General features: G+C 66.3%; 22 protein-coding genes. 12 read left to right on the plus strand and 10 right to left on the minus strand.

The genetic code is table 11. The features are described 5' to 3' along the window. The first annotated feature begins 17 nt into the window (after positions 1-17). From AB0J62_RS21160 to AB0J62_RS21175, 4 genes are read left to right on the plus strand one after another with little or no spacing between them, the layout of a single operon-like run. Positions 18-908, plus strand: a complete 891-nt coding sequence (locus tag AB0J62_RS21160) for a sugar ABC transporter permease (RefSeq protein ID WP_363873386.1) — start codon at positions 18-20, stop codon at positions 906-908. Next, a complete protein-coding gene (locus AB0J62_RS21165; RefSeq protein ID WP_363873389.1) occupies positions 908-1,804 on the plus strand; it encodes a carbohydrate ABC transporter permease in 897 nt (298 codons plus the stop codon). Before AB0J62_RS21160 ends, AB0J62_RS21165 begins: the two co-directional genes overlap by 1 nt. Before the next feature lie 36 nt (positions 1,805-1,840). Next, positions 1,841-2,893 carry a zinc-binding dehydrogenase gene (locus AB0J62_RS21170; RefSeq protein ID WP_363873392.1) on the plus strand — a complete coding sequence of 351 codons (1,053 nt, stop codon included), beginning with the start codon at positions 1,841-1,843 and terminating at the stop codon, positions 2,891-2,893. Further along, complete coding sequence (locus AB0J62_RS21175; protein ID WP_363873395.1) at positions 2,890-3,684, plus strand: sugar phosphate isomerase/epimerase family protein; 795 nt, start codon at positions 2,890-2,892, stop codon at positions 3,682-3,684. The genes AB0J62_RS21170 and AB0J62_RS21175 overlap by 4 nt, the downstream gene beginning before the upstream one ends. 172 nt (positions 3,685-3,856) lie before the next feature. Here AB0J62_RS21175 and AB0J62_RS21180 read toward each other — a convergent pair whose 3' ends face one another. Continuing rightward, positions 3,857-4,759, minus strand: a complete 903-nt coding sequence (locus AB0J62_RS21180; protein ID WP_363873398.1) for an NAD(P)H-binding protein — start codon at positions 4,757-4,759, stop codon at positions 3,857-3,859. Positions 4,760-4,843: 84 nt separating this feature from the next. Between AB0J62_RS21180 and AB0J62_RS21185 the strand changes: the two genes are divergently transcribed. Continuing rightward, positions 4,844-5,407 carry a helix-turn-helix domain-containing protein gene (locus AB0J62_RS21185; protein ID WP_363873401.1) on the plus strand — a complete coding sequence of 188 codons (564 nt, stop codon included), beginning with the start codon at positions 4,844-4,846 and terminating at the stop codon, positions 5,405-5,407. A 19-nt stretch (positions 5,408-5,426) separates the two neighbouring features. Further along, positions 5,427-5,552, plus strand: coding sequence for a hypothetical protein (locus tag AB0J62_RS21190; RefSeq protein ID WP_363873404.1), 126 nt, complete (start codon positions 5,427-5,429; stop codon positions 5,550-5,552). 544 nt (positions 5,553-6,096) lie between these two features. Here AB0J62_RS21190 and AB0J62_RS21195 read toward each other — a convergent pair. Next, positions 6,097-6,675 carry a hypothetical protein gene (locus AB0J62_RS21195; RefSeq protein WP_363873407.1) on the minus strand — a complete coding sequence of 193 codons (579 nt, stop codon included), beginning with the start codon at positions 6,673-6,675 and terminating at the stop codon, positions 6,097-6,099. 408 nt (positions 6,676-7,083) lie between these two features. On the opposite strand from AB0J62_RS21195, the gene AB0J62_RS21200 reads away from it, so the two are divergent. Further along, complete coding sequence (locus AB0J62_RS21200) at positions 7,084-7,722, plus strand: hypothetical protein (protein WP_363873410.1); 639 nt, start codon at positions 7,084-7,086, stop codon at positions 7,720-7,722. 135 nt (positions 7,723-7,857) lie between these two features. Next, positions 7,858-8,082, plus strand: a complete 225-nt coding sequence (locus AB0J62_RS21205) for a hypothetical protein (RefSeq protein WP_363873413.1) — start codon at positions 7,858-7,860, stop codon at positions 8,080-8,082. 6 nt (positions 8,083-8,088) lie between these two features. Here AB0J62_RS21205 and AB0J62_RS21210 read toward each other — a convergent pair whose 3' ends face one another. Next, entirely contained in the window at positions 8,089-9,051 is a 963-nt protein-coding gene (locus tag AB0J62_RS21210; RefSeq protein WP_363873416.1) for an alpha/beta hydrolase, read from the minus strand. Between the two features lie 204 nt (positions 9,052-9,255). Further along, entirely contained in the window at positions 9,256-9,450 is a 195-nt protein-coding gene (locus tag AB0J62_RS21215; protein ID WP_363873419.1) for a hypothetical protein, read from the minus strand. A gap of 311 nt (positions 9,451-9,761) precedes the next feature. Between AB0J62_RS21215 and AB0J62_RS21220 the strand changes: the two genes are divergently transcribed. Both AB0J62_RS21220 and AB0J62_RS21225 read left to right on the plus strand, forming a co-directional pair. After that, on the plus strand, positions 9,762-10,358 hold the full coding sequence (locus AB0J62_RS21220) for a TetR/AcrR family transcriptional regulator (protein ID WP_363873422.1): 597 nt from the start codon (positions 9,762-9,764) through the stop codon (positions 10,356-10,358). A 73-nt stretch (positions 10,359-10,431) separates the two neighbouring features. After that, positions 10,432-11,838, plus strand: a complete 1,407-nt coding sequence (locus tag AB0J62_RS21225) for an amidase (protein WP_363873425.1) — start codon at positions 10,432-10,434, stop codon at positions 11,836-11,838. Here the strand turns inward: AB0J62_RS21225 and AB0J62_RS21230 are convergent. After that, positions 11,835-12,401 (minus strand): TetR/AcrR family transcriptional regulator, encoded by a 567-nt coding sequence (locus AB0J62_RS21230; RefSeq protein ID WP_363873427.1) that lies wholly within the window; start codon positions 12,399-12,401, stop codon positions 11,835-11,837. The two genes, AB0J62_RS21225 and AB0J62_RS21230, sit on opposite strands and share 4 nt — an antisense overlap. 102 nt (positions 12,402-12,503) lie before the next feature. Here AB0J62_RS21230 and AB0J62_RS21235 point away from each other — a divergent pair, with 102 nt between their 5' ends. Next, positions 12,504-13,508, plus strand: coding sequence for a hypothetical protein (locus tag AB0J62_RS21235; protein ID WP_363873430.1), 1,005 nt, complete (start codon positions 12,504-12,506; stop codon positions 13,506-13,508). Between the two features lie 2 nt (positions 13,509-13,510). Here AB0J62_RS21235 and AB0J62_RS21240 read toward each other — a convergent pair whose 3' ends face one another. The 4 genes from AB0J62_RS21240 to AB0J62_RS21255 form a co-directional block, all read right to left on the minus strand. Then, entirely contained in the window at positions 13,511-14,257 is a 747-nt protein-coding gene (locus AB0J62_RS21240; protein WP_363873433.1) for a GNAT family N-acetyltransferase, read from the minus strand. A 9-nt stretch (positions 14,258-14,266) separates the two neighbouring features. Next, a complete protein-coding gene (locus AB0J62_RS21245) occupies positions 14,267-15,034 on the minus strand; it encodes an SDR family NAD(P)-dependent oxidoreductase (protein ID WP_363873436.1) in 768 nt (255 codons plus the stop codon). Positions 15,035-15,125: 91 nt separating this feature from the next. Beyond that, the gene (locus AB0J62_RS21250; RefSeq protein WP_363873439.1) at positions 15,126-15,671 is read right to left on the minus strand and encodes a helix-turn-helix domain-containing protein; all 546 of its coding nucleotides are present in this window, start codon (positions 15,669-15,671) and stop codon (positions 15,126-15,128) included. Positions 15,672-15,764: 93 nt separating this feature from the next. After that, positions 15,765-16,898, minus strand: a complete 1,134-nt coding sequence (locus tag AB0J62_RS21255; RefSeq protein WP_363873442.1) for an ROK family transcriptional regulator — start codon at positions 16,896-16,898, stop codon at positions 15,765-15,767. A gap of 90 nt (positions 16,899-16,988) precedes the next feature. Here AB0J62_RS21255 and AB0J62_RS21260 point away from each other — a divergent pair, with 90 nt between their 5' ends. Beyond that, positions 16,989-18,290, plus strand: a complete 1,302-nt coding sequence (locus AB0J62_RS21260) for a DUF1479 domain-containing protein (RefSeq protein WP_363873445.1) — start codon at positions 16,989-16,991, stop codon at positions 18,288-18,290. Between the two features lie 449 nt (positions 18,291-18,739). Here the strand turns inward: AB0J62_RS21260 and AB0J62_RS21265 are convergent, their stop codons facing one another. Then, a complete protein-coding gene (locus AB0J62_RS21265; RefSeq protein ID WP_363873448.1) occupies positions 18,740-19,276 on the minus strand; it encodes a N,N-dimethylformamidase beta subunit family domain-containing protein in 537 nt (178 codons plus the stop codon). Positions 19,277-19,281: the final 5 nt, after the last annotated feature.

The following is a 19,281-nucleotide window of genomic DNA, read 5'->3' on the forward strand; positions in this document are numbered from 1 at the left end:
TCAGCAACGTTCCTCCGGTGACCCGCCGGGCCCAGGCGCGCCTCGGCATCCTGCTGGCGCTGCCGGTCGCGGTCGTGACCGCGGTGTTCTTCGTGTTCCCGATGCTCAACGCGCTGTACTACGCGGTGGTCGACTTCGACGGTCTCGACCCGACCCCGCCGTTCGTCGGGCTGAGCAACTTCACCGAGATGTTCACCGATGCCGCAACGTGGCACGCGCTGGGCAACAACGCGATCTGGATCGCGATCGGCACCGCCAGCCCGATGATCATCGGGCTGCTGGTCGCCGTCGTGATCTGGTCCGGCCGGAGCGGCGCGGCGGTCTACCGGCTGCTGTTCTTCCTGCCGTTCATGCTGCCCGGTGTTGCCATCGGCATCGTCTGGGGCTGGATCTACGATCCCGTCAACGGCTGGATCAACCGTGCGCTCGGGGCCGTCGGTCTCGGCAGCCTGACCCGCGGCTGGCTCGGGGATCCGAAGACCGCGATCTACGCCGTACTCGCGACTGCCATCTGGGCGACCTGTGGTTTCGTCACCATGATCATCCTCTCCGCACTGCGCAACGTCGACGTGGAACTGGTCGATGCCGCGCGGATCGACGGGGCGAACGCCGCCCAGCGGTTGTGGCACATCCTGCTGCCACAGATCATGCCGGTCTTCCTGATGGTGCTCACGCTCACTCTGGTCGGCGGCTTCAGCGTGTTCGACATCATCTTCATCATGACCGGCGGCGGGCCGGCGGACGCGACGGAGGTGCTCGGGACCTACGCGTACTCGAGCGCGTTCCAGCTCAACCGGATCAGTTATGGCACGGTGCTGGCCCTGCTGATCACGGTCCTGGCCGTGCCGTTCACGATCATGCTGAACCGGCTTCAGCGTCGGCTTTCGCTGCAGGGGCTGGGGGCCTGATGGTCGAGATGCCTGTCGCCGTGTCCCGTCGTACGGAGTCCGCGGAGCAGTCGGAGCTCCGCCGGCATGTCTTCCGGCGGACCACCGGCCTCGCCGTGCGCCACGTCGTACTCGTGGCGATGGCGGCGCTGACACTGTTCCCGGTGGTGCTGATCATCTCCACGGCGCTCAAGACACCCCAGGATGTCCGGAGCGACCCGTTCGGATTGTTCTCCTCGTTCTCCTTCGAGAACCTGCGGTCGGCCTGGACCGTCGGGAGATTCAGCAGCTATTTGTGGGACAGCGTGCTGCTGACGGTGCCCAGTACGGTCGTGGTGATCGTGATCTCGACGATGGCCGGTTACGCCTTCGCGCGGTTGCCGTTCCCGGGACGGACGATCCTGTTCTACCTCGTCGTACTCGGTCTGCTGGTGCCGTTCTTCACGTACATGATCCCGTTGTACTTCCAGCTCCGGTCGATGGGGCTGCTGGACAGCCTGGTCGGTGCCAACCTGGTGCTGGTCTCGACCAACCTGTCGTTCGGGACGTTCTTCATGCGGGCGTTCTTCTCCGATCTGCCCGAAGAACTGGAGCAGGCGGCCCGGATCGACGGCGCCTCCGAGAGCCGGATCTTCGCTCAGGTGATGATGCCGCTGGTGAGCTCAGGTGCCGCGGCGCTGGCCGTCTTCACCTTCCTGAGCAATTGGAACAACTTCCTGGTGCCGTTGCTCTACCTGCCTAGTGGGAAATACCGGCCCCTCACGGCCGGGCTCTACAACTTCACCGGCGGTCGCTCGATGGACATCGGGCCGCTGGCCGCCGGCACCTTGATCACCATCGTTCCGGTGATCGCGATCTTCGTCATCCTGCAACGTCAGGTCACGCAGGGCTTCCTGTCCGGCGCCGTCAAAGGCTGATCGCGCCGTCATCGTTGCCGAACTCAAAGGAGAGCAATGCCATCCCTGGTCAGATTCAGCTCGCCTCGTGTCGCGGAGGTCGTGCCCGACGCCGAGCCCGCGGTCCAACCGGACGAGGTCCTGATCCGCACGCTGTACTCCGGGATCTCGGCGGGCACCGAGCTCACGGCGTACCGCGGCAGCAATCCCTATCTGAACAAGCGATGGGACGACTCGTCCCGGCTCTTCGTCGACGGCGACACCTCGATCAGCTACCCCGTGGACGGGTGGGGATACGAGGAGGTCGGTGAGGTCGTCTCGCTCGGTGCCGGCGCCGCGGGCGTCAACGTCGGCGACGTCGTCTGGGGAACGTGGGGACATCGCAGCCACACGGTGAAGAAGGCTGACTGGGCCGCGCGGCGGATCCTGGACGCCACCGTCGATCCGCGGGTCGGCATCTTCAGCCAGATCGGCGCGATCGCGCTGAATCTGGTGCTGGACGCCGACATTCATATCGGCGAGACGGTGGCCGTCTTCGGCCTCGGCGTACCAGGGCAGCTGGCGGCTCAGTTGGCCCGGCTGAACGGCGGCCGGGTGATTGCCGTCGACAACCTTCCGGCCCGGCGGCAGTTGGCCTCGGACCTCGGTGCCGATCACGTGATCGATCCTGCCGAGGGCGGTGTTGCCGAGCGGATCCGCGACCTCACCGACGGCCGCGGCGCCGATGTGTGCTTGGAGGTGTCGGGCAACTATCACGCTTTGCACGAGGCGGTACGGGCGGTCGCTTACAGCTCGAGGGTCTGCGTCGCGGGCTTCATGCAGGGCGACGGGATCGGCTTGCGGCTGGGGGAGGAGTTCCATCACAACCGCGTGGCGCTGGTCTGCTCGCAGATCTCGGGTGTCGCCCCGGCGGTGCAGCATCGATGGAACTACGACCGACTGGCGAGGACCGCGATCCAGCTCGCCTCGGAGAAGCGGCTGCACGTGACCGATCTGATCACCCACACAGTGCCGATCGCTGAAGCCGCGGAGGCGTTCCGGATGCTGGATGAGCGTCCGGAAGAGGCCTTGCAGGTCGTGCTCAGCTTCGACGAGGAGGTAACCGCATGAGCTTCCGGCTCGCAGCTGCCGAGATGACCCTGCCCGGCGAGACGTTGGAGGAGAAGTTCACCTTCGTCAGAAAGGTCGGCTTCGACGGTATCGAACTGTCCGCCCGCGGCGACGGCATCTTCGGTGCTCGGATCCACGAACTGCGACGGGCCCGCGACGCCGGCGTGCTGATGCCGACCGCCGTCGTACACATGGACCATTTCATCGGTGATTTCGATGCCGGCCGGCGCCGCGATGCCATCGAACAGCTGAAGATCCACTTGAGCACGATCGCCGCGGCGGGCGGCACCGGCATCGTCTCGCCGCACGCCTTCGGGCTCTTTTCCCGACGGTTGCCGCCGTTCACTCCACCCCGGTCGGTCGAGGACTCCCGCGCGGCATTGGTCGAGGCTCTGCGGGAGCTGGGCGAGCACGCCGAGTCCGTGGGTACGAAGGTCTATCTGGAGCCGTTGAACCGGTTCGAGGACTTCGTGATCAACCAGTTGGCCGACGCGGCTTCCGTGGTCGAGGAGGTCGGATCACCTGGGGTGATGATCACCGCGGACACGTTCCACATGTCGATCGAGGAAGCCCGGATCGGCGAGTCGATCAGGAAGGCCGGCCCGATGATCGGCCACGTCCAGCTGGGGGACAGCAACCGGCTGGAGCCTGGTGCCGGTCACTACGACTGGCCAGAGACCCTGGAAGCCCTGCGAGCGATCGGGTACGACGGCTGGCTGGCAATGGAATGCGGCCTGAGCGGGCCGGTCGATCAGATCCTCCCGGAGGTGGCCGACCTGCTGTCGAGCTGACTGGGTCTGCTGGTGGGACCGTGGTGCTCATGCCGGGCTGGGGCGGCAGCATCTCGATCGCTTGCTCCTTGAGTTCGCGTCCGGATTCCGGGTGATCGCCGTCCATCTGCCGGGATCCGGACGACCCCAACCTCGGCCCACTTCGTCGGCTTCAGTGAGAACGCGCTGCACTCTAGGCGGTTTGGGCCTCGCGCTCGGTGGCTCGTTCCGCCGCTGGTCGGAGCACCTCGCGGCACCAGGTCCGGAAGTTGGTGGAGCCGATGGTCGCCGTGGTCCAGTCTGCGTCGTAGATGCCGTGGTCCTGGGCGGCGAACATCTCCAGAGTGTCTGTGATCGCCTGGTCGTGCGCCCCGCGTGTACGGAGAAAGGCCGCGAAGTCGTCCATGGCAATGCGCTGGTAGACGACCGGCCGTCCGAGCTCCTCGCTCATCACCCGGGCTGCGCCGTCCGGCGTGAGGCGATCGGGTCCGAAGAGCGGCAGGTTCTCCTGCCCGGCCCAGGACAGGTTGGTGAGCAGGTCGGCAGCGTGTACGGCGATGTCACGTGTGGCGATCATGGCGAGCGGTTGGTCCGCAGTACAGGTCAGTGAGAACGTGCCGCGCTCGCGGATCGCGTCGAGCTGGCCCAAGAGGTTCTCCATGTAGAAGGGCAGCGACAGCGCCCGGTAGGCAGCGCCCGATGCCGCCAGTTCGGCGTCCATCGCGAACGCCGCGGACAGGACGCCGGCGGGGTCAGACCATCCGTGTCCCGCGCTGCTGACGGCGACGACGTGGCGGACGTCGTGGCGGCGGATCGCGGCGGCCGCGGTCCTGGCGAAGGTGAGGTAGTGCTGCTCTGCGCTCGGCGCTCCCGGGTTCGGGGGCACGAGCCAGAACAGCGCGTCGGCGTCGGGCAGGGCCTTGTCCAGCACAGCAGCATCCGCATGCGACCCCTCGACGACCTCGACCTTCTCGCGCACCGTCTCGTCGAGGTGCGATGCGTCGCGGACGATGACACGGACATCGCTGCCCAGCTGGAGCAACCGGGTGACGAGTTGGCTGCCGATCCGCCCGGTCGGTGTGGTGACGACGATCATGAAACCTCCGTAATATGAATCGGAATTCCGGTTCCGAATATACCTCCGGGGGCCTGCCGCTTCGTCAACTACAGTGAGATGACCATGTCTGCTCCCGAACGATCACTGCGCGCGGATGCCCGACGCAACCGGGAGTCGGTGATCGACGCGGCCAGCGAGCTGTTCGCCCGTCGAGGCGACAACGTCCAGATGGAAGAGATCGCGACGCGGGCCGGGCTCGGCGTCGGGACGTTGTATCGGCACTTCGCCGACAAGCGGGCGCTGCGAGCGGCGATCATCGGCCGCCGGTTCGAAGCGATGACCAGTCTGGCCCGCGCCGCCGAGGAGCTCGCCGACCCCTGGGCCGCCTTCGAATCTCTCCTCCTGGGCTACCTGGAATCGGCGGAACCGGATGTGGCCTTCCGGCTGGCGATCCTGGGTCCGGAAGAGGCGGCCTGGGACGACATCGTCGCCCAGAAGACCGCATTCGCGGCGATCGTCGAGCGAATCGTGCAGCGCGCCGTCGACGCCGGCCTGCTCCGCGCCGACTTCCGCCCGGACGACTTCGTCCTCATCACCCGCGGCGCGATGGCAAACATGTCGGGCACCGCCGACTGGCGCCGGCACGTGACGCTACAACTCGAAGGCATCCGCGTCCCCGAGCGCTAAGGGCCGCCAGGTTCGCTGGGTGGTGCTAGCTGACGCGCTGGCACGGACGATCTCGCACCTCCAGCTGCCTCGTCGTAGCGGGCTGGATCCGCCCCATCTGCTCACGGAATGCGTCGAGGACGAGATCCGCCAACCGGCGCGCTGAGGTGTCACCGGTGACTGGGAGGGCGAGGTCAGCTGCATGGGCTGCCACATTCACGCGCGAGCAGCTCGTTGGGTGGTGTCGATGGCTACGCGGTCTCGGCCGCGGTACGCGCACCGTACTCGGCGAAGGTCGTTGACCCTGTGAGCCGCGGTGAGGATGGGGCTCGCGTGGAGGGCGCAGCGAGTGCTAGTCGAAAACGACGTGACCAGTCGCGGACGGCCGGCGATCACCCGCGACCGAGACCCCGACATCTGCCGCGGTCAGACGGTGGCGGGGGTCCGACCTGGGTCGAGCCCAAACCACCGCCGGCCGCTGACCCGCCAGGCTCAAGAACCCACGTTGAGTTTTCCGTTCGTGGGGTCGGCGAGTACGTGCGTGAAGCCGTGGCTCGGGGTTCTGGAGCCGTCCGCCTGCACTTGCGCCAGGCCGCTGAGTCCCAGCGATGCTGCAACGGTCAACGTCACCGCTCCAAGTCGGAGGATGCGACCGAGTTTGTTCTTCGACATGAATTCACCAATCTGCGTGAGCTGTTCGCGTGACTTGATCAGGTGATCGGGGTGACGATGATTTGCGGGTCGAGTACGGCGGGGTCGGACGATTCCGTGATGAGTTTCGCCGGGACTGTCAGCAGGATCCGGCCGTTGACGTAGTGGGCCGGCACGGCGGTTGCGTGGCCGTCGGCGTCGATCCAGGTGCCGTTGCTGTAGCTGACGTTCATGTCGCCGGTACGGCGCAACAGCAGGCCCGTGTCCGTCGTACCGGCGAAGTCGAGGCCGGTCGCGGCGACGGCGATGCTCAGGTCGCCGGACGCGGCCGGGGCGTGGTCCAGTGTCCAACTCTGCTCGGCGCTGCCGCCACTTGTCTGGACTTTCTCGGTGATCTGACCTCGCACTGTCGTGCCATTGTCTCCAGCCCACGCCCCGACCGTCTGCAGGTAAACCGCGGAGCCTCCGGCCGTGATCTTGATCCGGCCGCTGCTGACATCGATCTGCGTATGGCCGTCGGGGGAGTAGCGCGCGATGACGCTGTCGACCGGAACCGCGCCGGCGGTGCTCGCGAGGGCGCTGACACCGGCGACGATGACGGCGGCAGCAATGCTGCCTCGCCCGATGCGCTTGCGCATTCCCGACATCTTCCACCTTCCAGGAAATGACCTCTTGCTCGAATCAAGTCCACCTCCTGATAGGCCACCCGGTTACACAGTCGGCAAAGACCCGTCGTGATGTAACCCGCTGGCCTATGAACGGGTGCCGGTGCGGGCGGTTCGAGGACCGTCGTACGCCGGATGTGAGTCCCGCAAAGGATCTTCGAGCATCTGGAGCAGAATCGACCAGAACTAGAACCGCCAGATCGATCGCGGCGCTGGCGGCAGCCTCGATCGGCATCACTCTCGTGCCGATCCCCACGGACTGACCGCTCTCTACGCCGTGGTGCCGGCCGGGTCCTTCCGGCCGGCACCACGTATTCGTTGCCTACGACATCAACAGAGGGCATTCATCGGAGCGAGACAGCAATTTATGAAAGGTAGAACATGTCGAGAATCCGCAAGCACAGTGGGCGAAACAGCATCATCTTGGCGATCGCGGTTGCCGCTGTCGGCGTAATCGGTAGCACCGCGGAGGCCGCTCCTGCGACCAACGTCGCAACCGGCCACTCGGCCCGTGACAGTCACACGCAGATCGACGTGATCGGCGGGCGTATCCAGATCAGCGCAGGAGGTTCTGCGGTCGCCCTGGAGACCGTCGGGGCGTGGAGTGGTAACAGCGTTCTGGACACAGCGGTCCGCAGTAGTACGGCGAGCGGACCGATCGTCAGGACGGCACGGGGCGAACTCACCGAATCAGTCGAGAAGGGCGCGGACACGGCCGAGCAGAGCTGGCGGCTGGACCACGCCCCGGACAAGCCGGGTGCCCTGACAATCGCCGTCGCCACCTCGGGCCTTGAGTTTGCTGGTGTGACGGACACGGGGCTGTTGCTGCGTCGAGCCGGCGTAACCGTTGACTACGGCAACGGTACGTGGATCGACGCCAACGGCCGCGCTTCTGCTGTTCCAGCCCACTACGACAACGGCCGAATCCTGCTGACGGTCCCAGCGAAGCTGATCGCTGAATCGACCTATCCAGCTGTGCTCGACCCGCAGATCATTGTCACACCAATCACCCAGCCGTAAACCCGGTCCGACGGCGAATTGCGTCGAGGAACGTCAGCGCGCTCGACCTTCACGGTGCCGTGTAACCGCTCGCGCTATGAGTGGTTACACGGCACCGCCACCGTTCACCGCCCCAGACCTGCATCGGGAGCAGATATGAAGACCAGGAAGGCGGTCAGGCTGCTCGCAGCCCTGGCCTCGGCGGCCACCGGCCTCATCATGCTGGCCCCTGCGGGCATCATCGACGTCCAGAACTCCGCACACCGCTTAGTGACAAGCGATTCGCTCGCGAACCGGATCGACTCCGGTCGGAGCGTGGAAGGCACCACGCTCCCCGGGCTCGTGGGACAGTGCACCCGGGACGAGATCCCGCACTGCTGAGGTCCGTCACCGGATGAGTTCGCCGCTTCTCACCTGCAGAAGCAGCTCGCGGAATTTCTCTGGCTCGTCGTACTGCGGCGTGTGTGCTGACTTCTCGAACCACACCAGCCTTTTGCTCGGTGCGACCAGCGAGTCGTAGTACCGCTGTGTGAGTTCGCCGGGAGCGACCTGGTCCCGGCGGCCTTGGGCCAGGACGATCGGGACCTCGAGACGAGGCGCGGAGTGAGCAAGATCCGTGGTGGCAAGCTCCGGCAGCAACGCGGCCTGCGACAGGCTGATCCCGCGGATGGTGCGGACAGCGTCGGCGGCGGAGTAGTCGGCTGAGCGGACCAGACTGATCAGCAGCGTGCGGATCAGAGCGTTGAAGTTCCGGTTGACTGTGACGCCGCCGAAGTCGGCCAGCAACCTCGCCCTGGTGGCGAACTGACGCGCATCCAGCAGCGGAGGTAGGCCCATACGCTTCAGTTGCCGGATGGCCCACCGGCGGTTGCGTTCGTGGGCGGCGTTCAGCAGGAACTCGTGCATATGCCGCTCGGCTGCCGGAACGTCGATGTCCATTCCAGTGGCCACGATTGCGGCCACCAGCTCGGGGTGTCTCACGGCTGTGCGTACCGCGTAGGTCGCGCCGAAGGAGAACCCGGCGATGAATGTCTTCCGGCTGAACCTGCGGTGAAGCAGGTTCAGCAGCATTGCCGTGTCGTCGATCATTCGCGCGGCGCTGATCTCGAATCGGTTCGGCCTTCTGCGCATCGGCGGTGCCGACAGACCGGTACCGCGTTGGTCCCAGTAGACGACCGTGAAGTGTCTCTCGAGTCCGAGAAGACGCTCGTAGGTGCGTACCTCGTTGATGATCGGCAGCCCTGGACCCTGCTGCATCAGCAACAGGGTGGGATTGGAGAGGTCGTCGGAGCGCACCCGGATCCGCTGTGTCACCCCGCCCAGCTCGACTGCCTCGAGTCTGTCCAGCATCAACTGCCTCCGTACCTGGTGGTCGCGCGCTTCCGCTCTGCCGGTCAGCCCCTCGAGTCGGCGACAGCACCGCGTACCAAGTCGATCGTGCTATGTGCAGCCATCGCTTGCTCCAAAGGATTTGCGGTTACAGGTGCACGCCGAGGCGCCCCCCGGTAGATATGCGGCGGGGTTACACGTCGACACTCCCCGATGGCCTCGCCCTTAGATGCCGGGATGGCCGGGAACGCCGGGAGGCGCCTTCGGGGACTCCGTGGACATCGGGTCGCTGCGGCAGACTTTCTGCCCGCGGTCCGGGCTCGGTACGACGGGGACGACGCCGAAGAGCCGCACGACCGGCTTGGCGTGCATGCGGGCGATCTCGTCACCGCGCTCGATCGTGGAGCCGGCTTCGGCCACCAGCTTCACAGTACGGCGGCTGCCTCCTGCCCGGGGCTAGTCGCCGTACTGCGTTGCGGGCAGTGTCACGCTAGCGCCAGGAGGAGCTTCTCCATTTTGACGATGTCCACGGTCCCCGCCGACCAGTGGTGCCCCGCCACCCTGAGCCGGAGTACCGGCCAACAGCTGGCTGGACCGCCTCCGCGGGCGCTGACCCGTCGTCAGCCCTGACCTCCGTGGCGTCGAGACCGCCCGTGTCAGCCGAGCCGGGAGGCAAGCGCATGAGCAGCATCACACTGAGACGACCGGTCTACTCGTGCTAGTGTCCGCTTATGGCCATCAGGGAGACCGACACTCGTCAGCACATCCTGGACGCGGCGCAGCAGGTCGTGGTGCACAGCGGCTACGCAGCTACGGGCCTGACTGAAATCCTCAAAGAGGCCGCGGTTCCCAAGGGCTCCTTCTACCATCACTTCTCGTCGAAGGACGCCTTCGGGGAAGCGCTGATGAAGAACTACTTCCAGGGCTACCTGGCCACGATGGACCGGATCATCGCCGATACCTCGAAGAGCGGCGCTGAGCGGACGATGGCGTACTGGCAGTGGTTCTACGACGTCCAGACCGCGGACGAATGTCAGGGCCAGTGCCTTGTCGTCAAGCTGGCCGCGGAGGTCTCCGACCTCTCGGAAGCGATGCGGCTACAGCTTGCCGAAGGAACGTCGCAGATCATGGATCGACTGGAAAAACTCCTGACGATCGCTCTCGAGGACGGTTCGCTGTCTGGCGATGCGGTGACCACAACGCCCCGGGAGCTTGCGCTCAGCCAGTACGACGCGTGGCTTGGCGCGAGTGTGATGACGAAGGTGCAGCGTACGCCGGACTCCCTCCAGCGAGCCATGGCCGGCACCCGGCGGCTGCTCAAGGTGTAACCCCTCTGCGTTGCCAACCGGTGACGCATATCTATTCGGAGACGACCGGTCTACTCGGTCGTAAAGGAGAATCATGAACACCGAGCTGATCTACGCAGACGCTTCGGCCCTCGCCGAGCGCATCCGCACCGGGAAGGTGACCTCGGTCGAGGTCGTCCAGGCGTACCTCGATCGGATCCGGGATCTCGATCCGAAGCTGAACGCGATCGTGTCACTCAACCAGAACGCCCTCGCCGAGGCACAAGCCGCAGACGATGCGCTGGCCGCAGGACAGGAGGTCGGTCCGTTGCACGGCGTGCCTTTCACCGTGAAGGATTCGATCGACACCGCCGACGTCCTCACCCAGCGCGGATCCCCGATTTTCGCGGGGCGTGTCCCCGACGAGGACGCCACGAGCGTCGCCCGGATGAAGGCGGCCGGAGGCATCCTCCTCGCCAAGACGAACCTGCCCGAGTTCTCCTACGCCTGCGAGAGCGACAACCTGTTGACGGGTACGACAAACAACCCGTGGAACCTCGGACGCACCCCGGGCGGGTCCAGCGGCGGCGAGTCCGCTGCGATCGCGGCCGGGTTGAGCCCGCTCGGACTGGGCACCGACCTCACCATCTCGGTGCGCGGTCCGGCGGCGCTGACCGGCATCGTGGCGCTGAAGCCTACGCACGGCCGGGTGCCGATGACCGGGATCTGGCCGCGCGAGCCTCGCCGGGTCTGGCACGTCGGTCCGATGGCGCGGTCGGTCCGCGACGTGGAGTTGGCGTACTCGGTGCTGAACGGACCGGACGGCGCCGACGGCGTCTCGGTTGCGCCGCGCGGGTACGACGCCGGCGTCGGGTCGATGCCTTCGCGTCAGTTGCGGGTCGGGTGGTTCGTCGACTCCGGGCTCGGACCGGTGGACCCGGAGGTCGCCCAGACCGTCCGGAACGCCGCCGAGGCGCTCGCTGCCGCAGGGATGCACGTCGAGGAGGTGTCGATCCCCGCTTTGCGCGCCGACAACCCGCTCGCGCTGTTCTACAAGCAGCACGTCAACGAGCTCAAGCCTGCCGTCGCCGCCGCAACGGCCGGGCACGAGGACCTGATGTACAAGTACACGAAGGCCTTGATGGACACACCGCTCACCCCGGCCGAGGACTACGTCGAGGTCGAGCAGGCGTTCGACCGGATCCGCGACGGGTACGCCGACTACTTCTCCCAGTTCGACGCGGTCGTGCTGCCCGTGCTGCCGATCCCGGCGTACCCGCACGGTGCGTCCGAGTTTGTCATCGACGGTCAGACGGTCGACGCGGGCCATATCCAGTCGTACACCGTTCAGTTCAACATCACGGGCCTGCCTGCCCTGTCGCTGCGCTTCGGTACCAGCTCCGAGGGCCTGCCTATCGGTGTGCAGGTCGCCGCCGCGTGGCACGCCGAGTCGACCGTTCTGCACATCGGCAACCAGCTCGAGCAGGCCAGCACGGTCCGGGACCTGCACCCCGAGATCTAGGCGGCCGTCCCACCGAGCAAGGCAGCAACGTGGCGGCGGGCGTCCTCGAGCGGTTGCGGATCATTCAAAGCCTGCGAGCGGCTGATGGCCCCGTCGTAGAGCAAGGAGATCAGGGCACCGACTCGTTCAGGATCTTCGACACCGGCGCCGGCCGCCAGCTGCTGCAGCCGTTCCTGGAAGGCCTGCTTGTGGCGGACGGCCGCACGATGCGGATCGCTTTGCGGTTCGGGGAACTCGGTCGACGCCGCGATGAACGGGCAGGCGCCGATGGGCCTGTCGGTGCTCGTCGGAGCGAACAGACCTAGGATCTGCCCTCGCGGATCCTCCTCCGAACCCAACTGAACTGCGAACATCTGCCGGTCACGTTCCTGCAGATACGCGTCGATCAGAGCTGACTTGTCGCGGAAGTGCTTGTACAGCGTCCGTTTCGAGACGGGAGCGGCGGTCGCCACCGCCTCCATTTGCGTTGCCACGATTCCCTGCGCACGGAACAGGCGGCCGGCGGCGACCAGAATCCGCTCACGTGCACCGCGGCTCGTCCTCGGCTTCGCGAACTCGGTCATGCCGAAAGTGTACGCCACCGTTTACCTCCTCGAGCAAGAGTGCTACGGTCAGGTAAACGGATTCGTTTACACACAAAGCTCGCCCAACGAGTAGGACCGGCAATGCCACTGCCCGAGACCACCGCCACCGCCACCGCCACGGCGACCGCGACCAGCCAGCGTCTTCCGCTGACTCTGTTCGGCATGCCGCTCGGCATAGCGGGGCTGGGAGGTGCCTGGTCAGCGGCCGCGGTTGCCGTCCATGGACCGAGGTGGCCCGCCGAGATCTTCTACGGTTCCAGCTCGGCCCTCTGGCTGACATTCGTCATCGTGTACCTTCGCGGCGGTACGCGCACACGCGGCGCATTCGGCGACGATCTGCGGCATCCACTGAGCGGACCGTTCGCATCGGTGATCCCGCTCGTCGCGGTGCTGCTGTCGGCTCACTACACGACGTACAACTTCATGGTGTTCGCCTGGATCTGCGGCGTAGCGATCGCGGCGCTGGCGGTCGTCGTCGCCCAGCTGATTGCCCACTGGCTCAGTGGTGCCGTCGACCTGTATGCGATCCATCCCGGGTACTACATCCCCGCAGTCGCAGGGCCTTTCATCGCGAGCATAGGGTTGTCCGCCATCGGTCTGCGGCCCCTCGCCATCGCTGCGATCGGTGCTGGACTGTTCTTCTGGGTCGCCATGACCGCGATCGTGGCGGTCCGGATGCTCATCGGCGAACGGCTCCCTGACGCGCTCCGACCTGCGATGACCGCATTCGTCGCCGGTACGTCGACCGCCAACCTCGCCTGGATCATCGCCCACCCGGGACGTGTCGATCAGGCACAGGAACTCATGACCGGAGTGCTCGCGTTGATGCTCCTGGTGCAAGGCGCGCTGATTGGCGAGTACCGCACCCTCAGCTTCAGTGGTGGCTGGTGGATCTTCACGTTCCCGCTCGCGTCCACGACCAACTACGCCATCCGCTGGTTCTCCGCAGTACGGCCTGCTGGCTGGGAGATCTATGCGTGGGTGGTGCTGGGATGCACCACACTCTTCATCCTGTTCATCGCAGTACGCACCGCCGAGACGACTGTCCGCGCGCGAGTTGCTCGTGATCACCGGCGCGACCGGTAATGTCAGGCCTCCGGGGCGATGACGGTGACCCGTGAGGTTCGGCGTGGCTGGAAGCCCATGTGTTCGTAGAGGCGGATGGCGCCGGTATTGGTCGCAGCGACATGGAGGAATGGCTGGTCGCCTCGCGTGCGGATGCCATCGATCACCCGTTCCATCAAGGCGCGGGCGAGACCGAGGCCCCGATAGCGCTCGTCAGTGCACACGGCGCTGATCTCGGTCCAGCCGGGAGGCCGCAGCCGTTCTCCTGCCATGGCGATGAGGGCGCCGTCTGCTCGGACCCCGAAGAATGACCCGAGCCGATTCGTGCGTTCCGCGAAGGGGCCGGGATTGGTGCGTTGTGCCAACTCGAGCATCTCTGGAGCGTCCCTGTCGTCCAACGGCACGATCGTGAACCCGTGGTCATTGGCGGTGCCGCTCGCGGCCATTCCGGTCATCTGCACGACCGTGAGTTCGCGGTGCATCACCCAACCAAGCGGCGGCGTGGGCGCGTCGATGAGGGTGATGAGGTCGTCTCCCGCGAGCTTGCTCAGTTGTGCCCAGTCCTCGGCCGTGGCGTCGACCGGGATCGCCATGAACGGCGACACGTCGACCGGGTAGCCGGCGACCCGTCCCGAGCTCACTGCCAGCAGACGGTGGGTGCCGGCAAGCGAGTGCAGAACGGGGTTGTCAAGAACGAACTCCGAAGCACCTACGGGTTGTTCCGCGGGCGGCACGTCGCTGTCGGGCTCGCGACTCAAACGGTCAGGCATCTTCGGCCGTTACCAATTCAGTGGCGCTGCGACGAAGGGCTGGTCGTCCGGTGCCACCTTGCGGGCCCGCAGTTGTGCGATCGTGGCCTCGCCGACCGGAACGCGGAACGGCACCTCGGCACTTTCGATGGCATCGGCAACGACCGTTGCGAACTCCTCGACGGTGACCGGTGCGGTCCGGAACCCAGCGATCTGCTCAAGCATCGGGAAGTACGGGTCGTTCTCATCGAGAAACACCTTCGCGCGATCGCTACCGCCCGAGGACACTGCTCCAGGCTCGAACACCTGCACCTCGATCCCGAAGTGACGCACCTCCATCGCAAGGCCCTCGGCGATTCCCTCCAGCGCCCACTTCGACGCCGAATACGGGCCGATGAGCGGTATCGCGATCCGCCCCTGAACGCTGGAAATGAACGCGATCCGGCCGGATCCGCGCCGGCGCATCTGCGGCAGCACCGCCTGTACGACGCGGAGGGCTCCGAAAGTGTTCAGCTCGAAAAGGCGGGTCACCTCGTCCAGCGGAACCGTCTCGAGCGGAGCGCGGACCGTCGCGCCGGCGTTGCTGATGAGTACGTCGACCTGGCCCGCGGCGGCAACTGCGGCGTCGACGGACGCCTGCTCCGTCACGTCCAGCTGCAGCCGCTGCGCCGCGGGCACCTCGTCGAGCGACGACAGGTCTCGAGCTGTCGCGACCACCTCGTGTCCACGCTTGGACAGTTCGACCGCGATACCGCGCCCGATGCCTCGCGACGCACCGGTAATGAGTACACGTGCCATGACATGGTTCCTTCGATTAAGGACGTCTTACTATGTCGGACACTATACATACTTTGAAGAGAAACGGGTCCCGGCTGGTCGGCCACCAAAATCAGCGGGTGGCGCGCGCGTAGGCCAGGAGCGATGCCTTGATCGAGTCCCAAGGGCTGGTGCTGTGGAGCGCGCGAGCGGTGATCAGGGCGCCTTCGACGCCGGCGATCATTGCGTCGGCGAGGGAGCGCGCGGAGGCACGGTCGATGCCGAAGGCCACGAAATGAAACGTAACCCGGTCGACCATTTCCGCGAATCCTCGCGCGCTGGTCTCGGCAATCTCCTCGCTGTCGTGCGCCCCCTCGGTAACAAGGGGCGCAAGGCCGCACCCGCGCGAATAACCGCTGGCAAGCATGCCGTCGCGGCCTGCGTCGACGTACCGACTGATCAGATCCGGCGCTGAGGACGATTCGGCAGCGAGCTCGTCGATCATGCGCACTTGTTCGTGAGCGTGTAACGCGGCCGCCTCGACGGCCAACTGGGACTTGCCGCCGGGGAAGTGGAAGTACACCGATCCTTTCGGTGCACCGCTGCGCTCGAGTACGTCGGAGATTGCCGTCGCGTTCAGGCCGCGCTCACGGATGAGACCCCGAGCGGCCTCGATCATCTTCCGCCGGGCATCGCTTCTCCGTGGCATGACGCTCCCAAACCAATGCTATGTATGCTGAACGACATACTAACAGCCCCGCGCGGCGACCCATCAGCCGGGCGCGCGGCCGAGAATTGATTCTCGAAGGGCGGTGAGTGCCTGGTGCCTGGCGCCGGCGACCGCAGGCTCTAGTGTCAGTTGTGCGACTCGCACGGGCACCGGACGCGGGGTTGCGGCGACGTGGCGCGAGATGGCCTCGACGATGGTTGGGTGCGTGCCCCAGGTGCCGCCGAGGATGACGGTCGCGGGGTCGGCGAGAGCTACTGTGGCCGACACCACTCCGGCGGTCGCATCAGCGATCGCGGTCAGAACGCGCCGCCCGCGCGCCCCGCCGGCCTCGATGCTGCGCACGAGTGCAGCATCGTCGATAGCTGTGGAGTTCGGCTGGCGCAGGGCCAGTTCGGCGAACACGTCGGTGTAGGTGGTCGCGCGTCCTCGCGGTCCGCACGTCACGACGTACGCGATCTCACCAGCAATACCGGCATGACCACGGCGTACCTCCCCGTCGGCGACGACCGCGGCTCCGAGTCCCTCGCCGAGATAGAGGTAGACGAAATCGGCCGGGTGGTCGCCGTCGGCGGAGGCGAGCTCGGCGCGGGCGGCCCAATGTACGTCGTTGTCGACTGTGACCGGCCCGGAGACCAGCGGAGCGAGCAGCTCGACCGGTGACAACTCGCCTAGCAGGAACGGTGCGTCTGGCAGGTGCACGAGGCGACCCGTTGACCTGTCGACCGGATCGGCAGCACTGACGACCGCGAGACGTAGATGCCCTCGGCAACCTTCGGCGACCCGGGCTGCGACGGTCCGCATCACGCGCGCGACCTCGCGAGGTCGCGCCGGTCGCCGGACCGGCGCCGTCTCCCGCAGGATGACCTCGCCGTACACGTCGATGGCCTCGGCGACGACGCCCTCGGGGGCCACGCTCAGAACAAGGGCGGTGCCGAGGTCGTCGGCCAGCGCGTAGTAGGTACCGACGCGGCCACGACCGGTGGTGCGCTCGCCGGTGTCTTGCAGAAGGCCGGCCTCTGTCAATCGCTGCACGCTGTCGGACACGGCCGGTTTGGAGAGTTGGGTCCGTACGGCGATCTCCGCTCGGGTCAGCCGACGCTCGGTCATCAGCGCGCGGAGTACGTGCTCGTCGGTCAACGAGCGGAGCAGGTCCAGCGAGGGCTTGGCCGGCGTCATGGAAGAAGTCTAGTCAGGAGTGTTGCCTAAATCGGTGAGGGCGCTCTAGCCTGGATTTAGTTAGCGCTGCTTCCTAGAAAGGTGCGTGCCATGACCACCACTCCGCTGAGTAAGCCGTCCACGGAGCTGCCGCCGCTGCCGCACTGGGAGGAGGTGCCGGCCGACCTGAAAGCCGCGATCCGGGGGATCAAGACCGCCCTGCGCGCACGGATCGCGGCGTCGGGGCGCACGGTCGAGGAAGTGTTCGCCGTCGTCGAGCAGCGCATCACTGCCCGCGTCGAGGAGATCGAGGCGGCCAAACGCGCCGGCGAGACGGTCTGGCCGGTCATCGACTATGCCGACATCGAGAACGGCACCGTGTCCGCGCAAGCGCTGGCACTACTGCGCAGCAGGGGCTGCCTAGTGGTCCGTGGGCACTTCCCTCGCGAGCAGGCCGTCGCGTGGGACCAGGGCATCGTCGAGTACGTCGAAAGCAATCACTTCTTCGAGAACTATCGAGGCCCGGGCGACGACTTCTTCGGCAGCGTCGGTTCCAAGCCGGAGATCTACCCGATCTACTGGTCACCGGCGCAGATGCAGGCCCGGCAGAGTGACCGTATGGCCCGCGTACAGGCGTTCCTGAACGCGCAGTGGATGCACGAGTCCGGCGGCGTGCAGTGGTTCGACCCGAACCGCGACTCCCTGTACCCGGACCGGATCCGGCGGCGCCCACCCGGCATCGATTCCGGCGGCCTCGGGACCCACCTCGACCCCGGCACGCTGGACCTGTGGATGACCGAGTCGAGCCAGAACGCGTTCAGGCACCTTTTCGACGGCACCGTCGAGCAGTACGACCCGTGGAACGCCGCTTACCGCACCGACGGCTCGCAGTACCCCGGCAGCACGATGTGCTCGGCGTTCCGCACGTTCCAAGGCTGGACCGCGTTGTCGGACATGGATCACGACCAGGGTGTTCTGCATACCGTGCCCATCCCCGAAGCGATGGCCTACTTGATGCTGCGTCCGCTACTGGCCGACGTGCCGGACGACGACATGTGCGGCGTGACCGTGAACCAGGTGTTTCCTGCCAGCGAGACCTGGCACCCGTTGCTGCTGCGCGCTGTCAGCGGCATCCCCGATGTCAAGGCCGGCGACTCGGTCTGGTGGCACTGCGACATGATCCACGGCGTCGCGCCGGTGCAGAACCAGAAAGGCTGGGGCAATGTCATGTACATCCCGGCCGCCCCGTGGTGCCCTCGCAACGAGCGGTACGCCGCTGACGTACGCGAAGCCTTCCGTACCGGATCCAGCCCCAGCGACTTCCCCGACGAGAACTACGAACGCGAGTGGCACAACCGCTTCACCGCGGCCGACCTCAACCACACCGGCCGCCGGGGCCTCGGTCTCGAGTAGAACCCGGGAGATCGACTACCCCGACAGGTGGACCGGCACGTCGGCTGACGTTCTCTAGGCAGCTTCTCAGGTCGGGGTTTGTAGCTCGGATACATGCCCGTGAACCGGCGGACAGTACTGCGCTCGACCCTAGCCGCGCTGGGAGGTTCACCTGGCTCGTGAGCCATCCGGACATGGCGCAACGAGTCCTGCAGGGCGAGCGCGATCTGGGAAACCACACGATGCATCACAAGGCGATGCGGGTTATGCCGCCTGTGTCTCGTACGACGTCGACGGCCTGGACTGGCGGGACTCAGCTGCCGGGTCGGGCACGAGGCGCAGCACGTCGTACCGTCGTACGACCTGCGCACCTTGTCGGTGAACAACGACCTGGGGAACAGCCTGACTCCGATCGATCCGCGGACAATCCTTGCTGAACAGTGCATTCAGCCGGGGTTCAGCCAGAACAGTCAGCCGATGGTTCCGCCGGTGCCGGTGGATGTTGACGACGACGCGCCTAGCGTGGCCAGGTCTGGATGGGCGGGATGCCTTCGGCCAAGCGGGGCGGTGGCCATCGCCTGGATCAAGTTCAGAGTCACCGTCCGTGCGAAGGCCACCGTCGTCGACCGCGAGTCCGGGCCGCGCAGTGCTGGGACCCATTCCATCGAGCCGGTGGCGAATACGCCGGCTCCTGACGGGACCGTGTGGTACGTGGCATCCGAGAAGGTGTGCAGCCTGGGTCCGCAGCTCACCGGAGAGTGGGCCACCACCTGGAGATCGCCCGGCGTACCCGCGATCGGATAGGCACGGTCGACCTCTGTCGACGTCAGGCCCGTGGTCCCAGGCTTCGCGTTCTCGTCCACCGCGGTCGGCCCGGTAGAGCTCGCGTGGTGTGCCGGCGTCGAACTGGTCCGTCCGCTCGGCGCCGGCCGCACGGCAGGTCCGCCGGTTCGGCACCCAGCCACCGCAACCACGACGACCAGGCACCACACGATCCAACGACGCATCCGCA

The sequence above is a fragment of the Kribbella sp. NPDC049584 genome (assembly GCF_040675555.1).
Classification (GTDB): domain Bacteria; phylum Actinomycetota; class Actinomycetes; order Propionibacteriales; family Kribbellaceae; genus Kribbella.

What these genes read in the sequence shown, in the direction of transcription:
- AB0J62_RS21165 (WP_363873389.1), top strand. Translation starts at nt 908, where the DNA reads ATGGTCGAGATGCCTGTCGCCGTGTCCCGTCGTACGGAGTCCGCGGAG.
- AB0J62_RS21170 (WP_363873392.1), top strand. Translation starts at nt 1,841, where the DNA reads ATGCCATCCCTGGTCAGATTCAGCTCGCCTCGTGTCGCGGAGGTCGTG.
- AB0J62_RS21175 (WP_363873395.1), top strand. Translation starts at nt 2,890, where the DNA reads ATGAGCTTCCGGCTCGCAGCTGCCGAGATGACCCTGCCCGGCGAGACG.
- AB0J62_RS21180 (WP_363873398.1), bottom strand. Translation starts at nt 4,759, where the DNA reads ATGATCGTCGTCACCACACCGACCGGGCGGATCGGCAGCCAACTCGTC.
- AB0J62_RS21185 (WP_363873401.1), top strand. Translation starts at nt 4,844, where the DNA reads ATGTCTGCTCCCGAACGATCACTGCGCGCGGATGCCCGACGCAACCGG.
- AB0J62_RS21195 (WP_363873407.1), bottom strand. Translation starts at nt 6,675, where the DNA reads ATGCGCAAGCGCATCGGGCGAGGCAGCATTGCTGCCGCCGTCATCGTC.
- AB0J62_RS21200 (WP_363873410.1), top strand. Translation starts at nt 7,084, where the DNA reads ATGTCGAGAATCCGCAAGCACAGTGGGCGAAACAGCATCATCTTGGCG.
- AB0J62_RS21205 (WP_363873413.1), top strand. Translation starts at nt 7,858, where the DNA reads ATGAAGACCAGGAAGGCGGTCAGGCTGCTCGCAGCCCTGGCCTCGGCG.
- AB0J62_RS21210 (WP_363873416.1), bottom strand. Translation starts at nt 9,051, where the DNA reads ATGCTGGACAGACTCGAGGCAGTCGAGCTGGGCGGGGTGACACAGCGG.
- AB0J62_RS21220 (WP_363873422.1), top strand. Translation starts at nt 9,762, where the DNA reads ATGGCCATCAGGGAGACCGACACTCGTCAGCACATCCTGGACGCGGCG.
- AB0J62_RS21225 (WP_363873425.1), top strand. Translation starts at nt 10,432, where the DNA reads ATGAACACCGAGCTGATCTACGCAGACGCTTCGGCCCTCGCCGAGCGC.
- AB0J62_RS21230 (WP_363873427.1), bottom strand. Translation starts at nt 12,401, where the DNA reads ATGACCGAGTTCGCGAAGCCGAGGACGAGCCGCGGTGCACGTGAGCGG.
- AB0J62_RS21235 (WP_363873430.1), top strand. Translation starts at nt 12,504, where the DNA reads ATGCCACTGCCCGAGACCACCGCCACCGCCACCGCCACGGCGACCGCG.
- AB0J62_RS21240 (WP_363873433.1), bottom strand. Translation starts at nt 14,257, where the DNA reads ATGCCTGACCGTTTGAGTCGCGAGCCCGACAGCGACGTGCCGCCCGCG.
- AB0J62_RS21245 (WP_363873436.1), bottom strand. Translation starts at nt 15,034, where the DNA reads ATGGCACGTGTACTCATTACCGGTGCGTCGCGAGGCATCGGGCGCGGT.
- AB0J62_RS21250 (WP_363873439.1), bottom strand. Translation starts at nt 15,671, where the DNA reads ATGATCGAGGCCGCTCGGGGTCTCATCCGTGAGCGCGGCCTGAACGCG.
- AB0J62_RS21255 (WP_363873442.1), bottom strand. Translation starts at nt 16,898, where the DNA reads ATGACGCCGGCCAAGCCCTCGCTGGACCTGCTCCGCTCGTTGACCGAC.
- AB0J62_RS21260 (WP_363873445.1), top strand. Translation starts at nt 16,989, where the DNA reads ATGACCACCACTCCGCTGAGTAAGCCGTCCACGGAGCTGCCGCCGCTG.
- AB0J62_RS21265 (WP_363873448.1), bottom strand. Translation starts at nt 19,276, where the DNA reads ATGCGTCGTTGGATCGTGTGGTGCCTGGTCGTCGTGGTTGCGGTGGCT.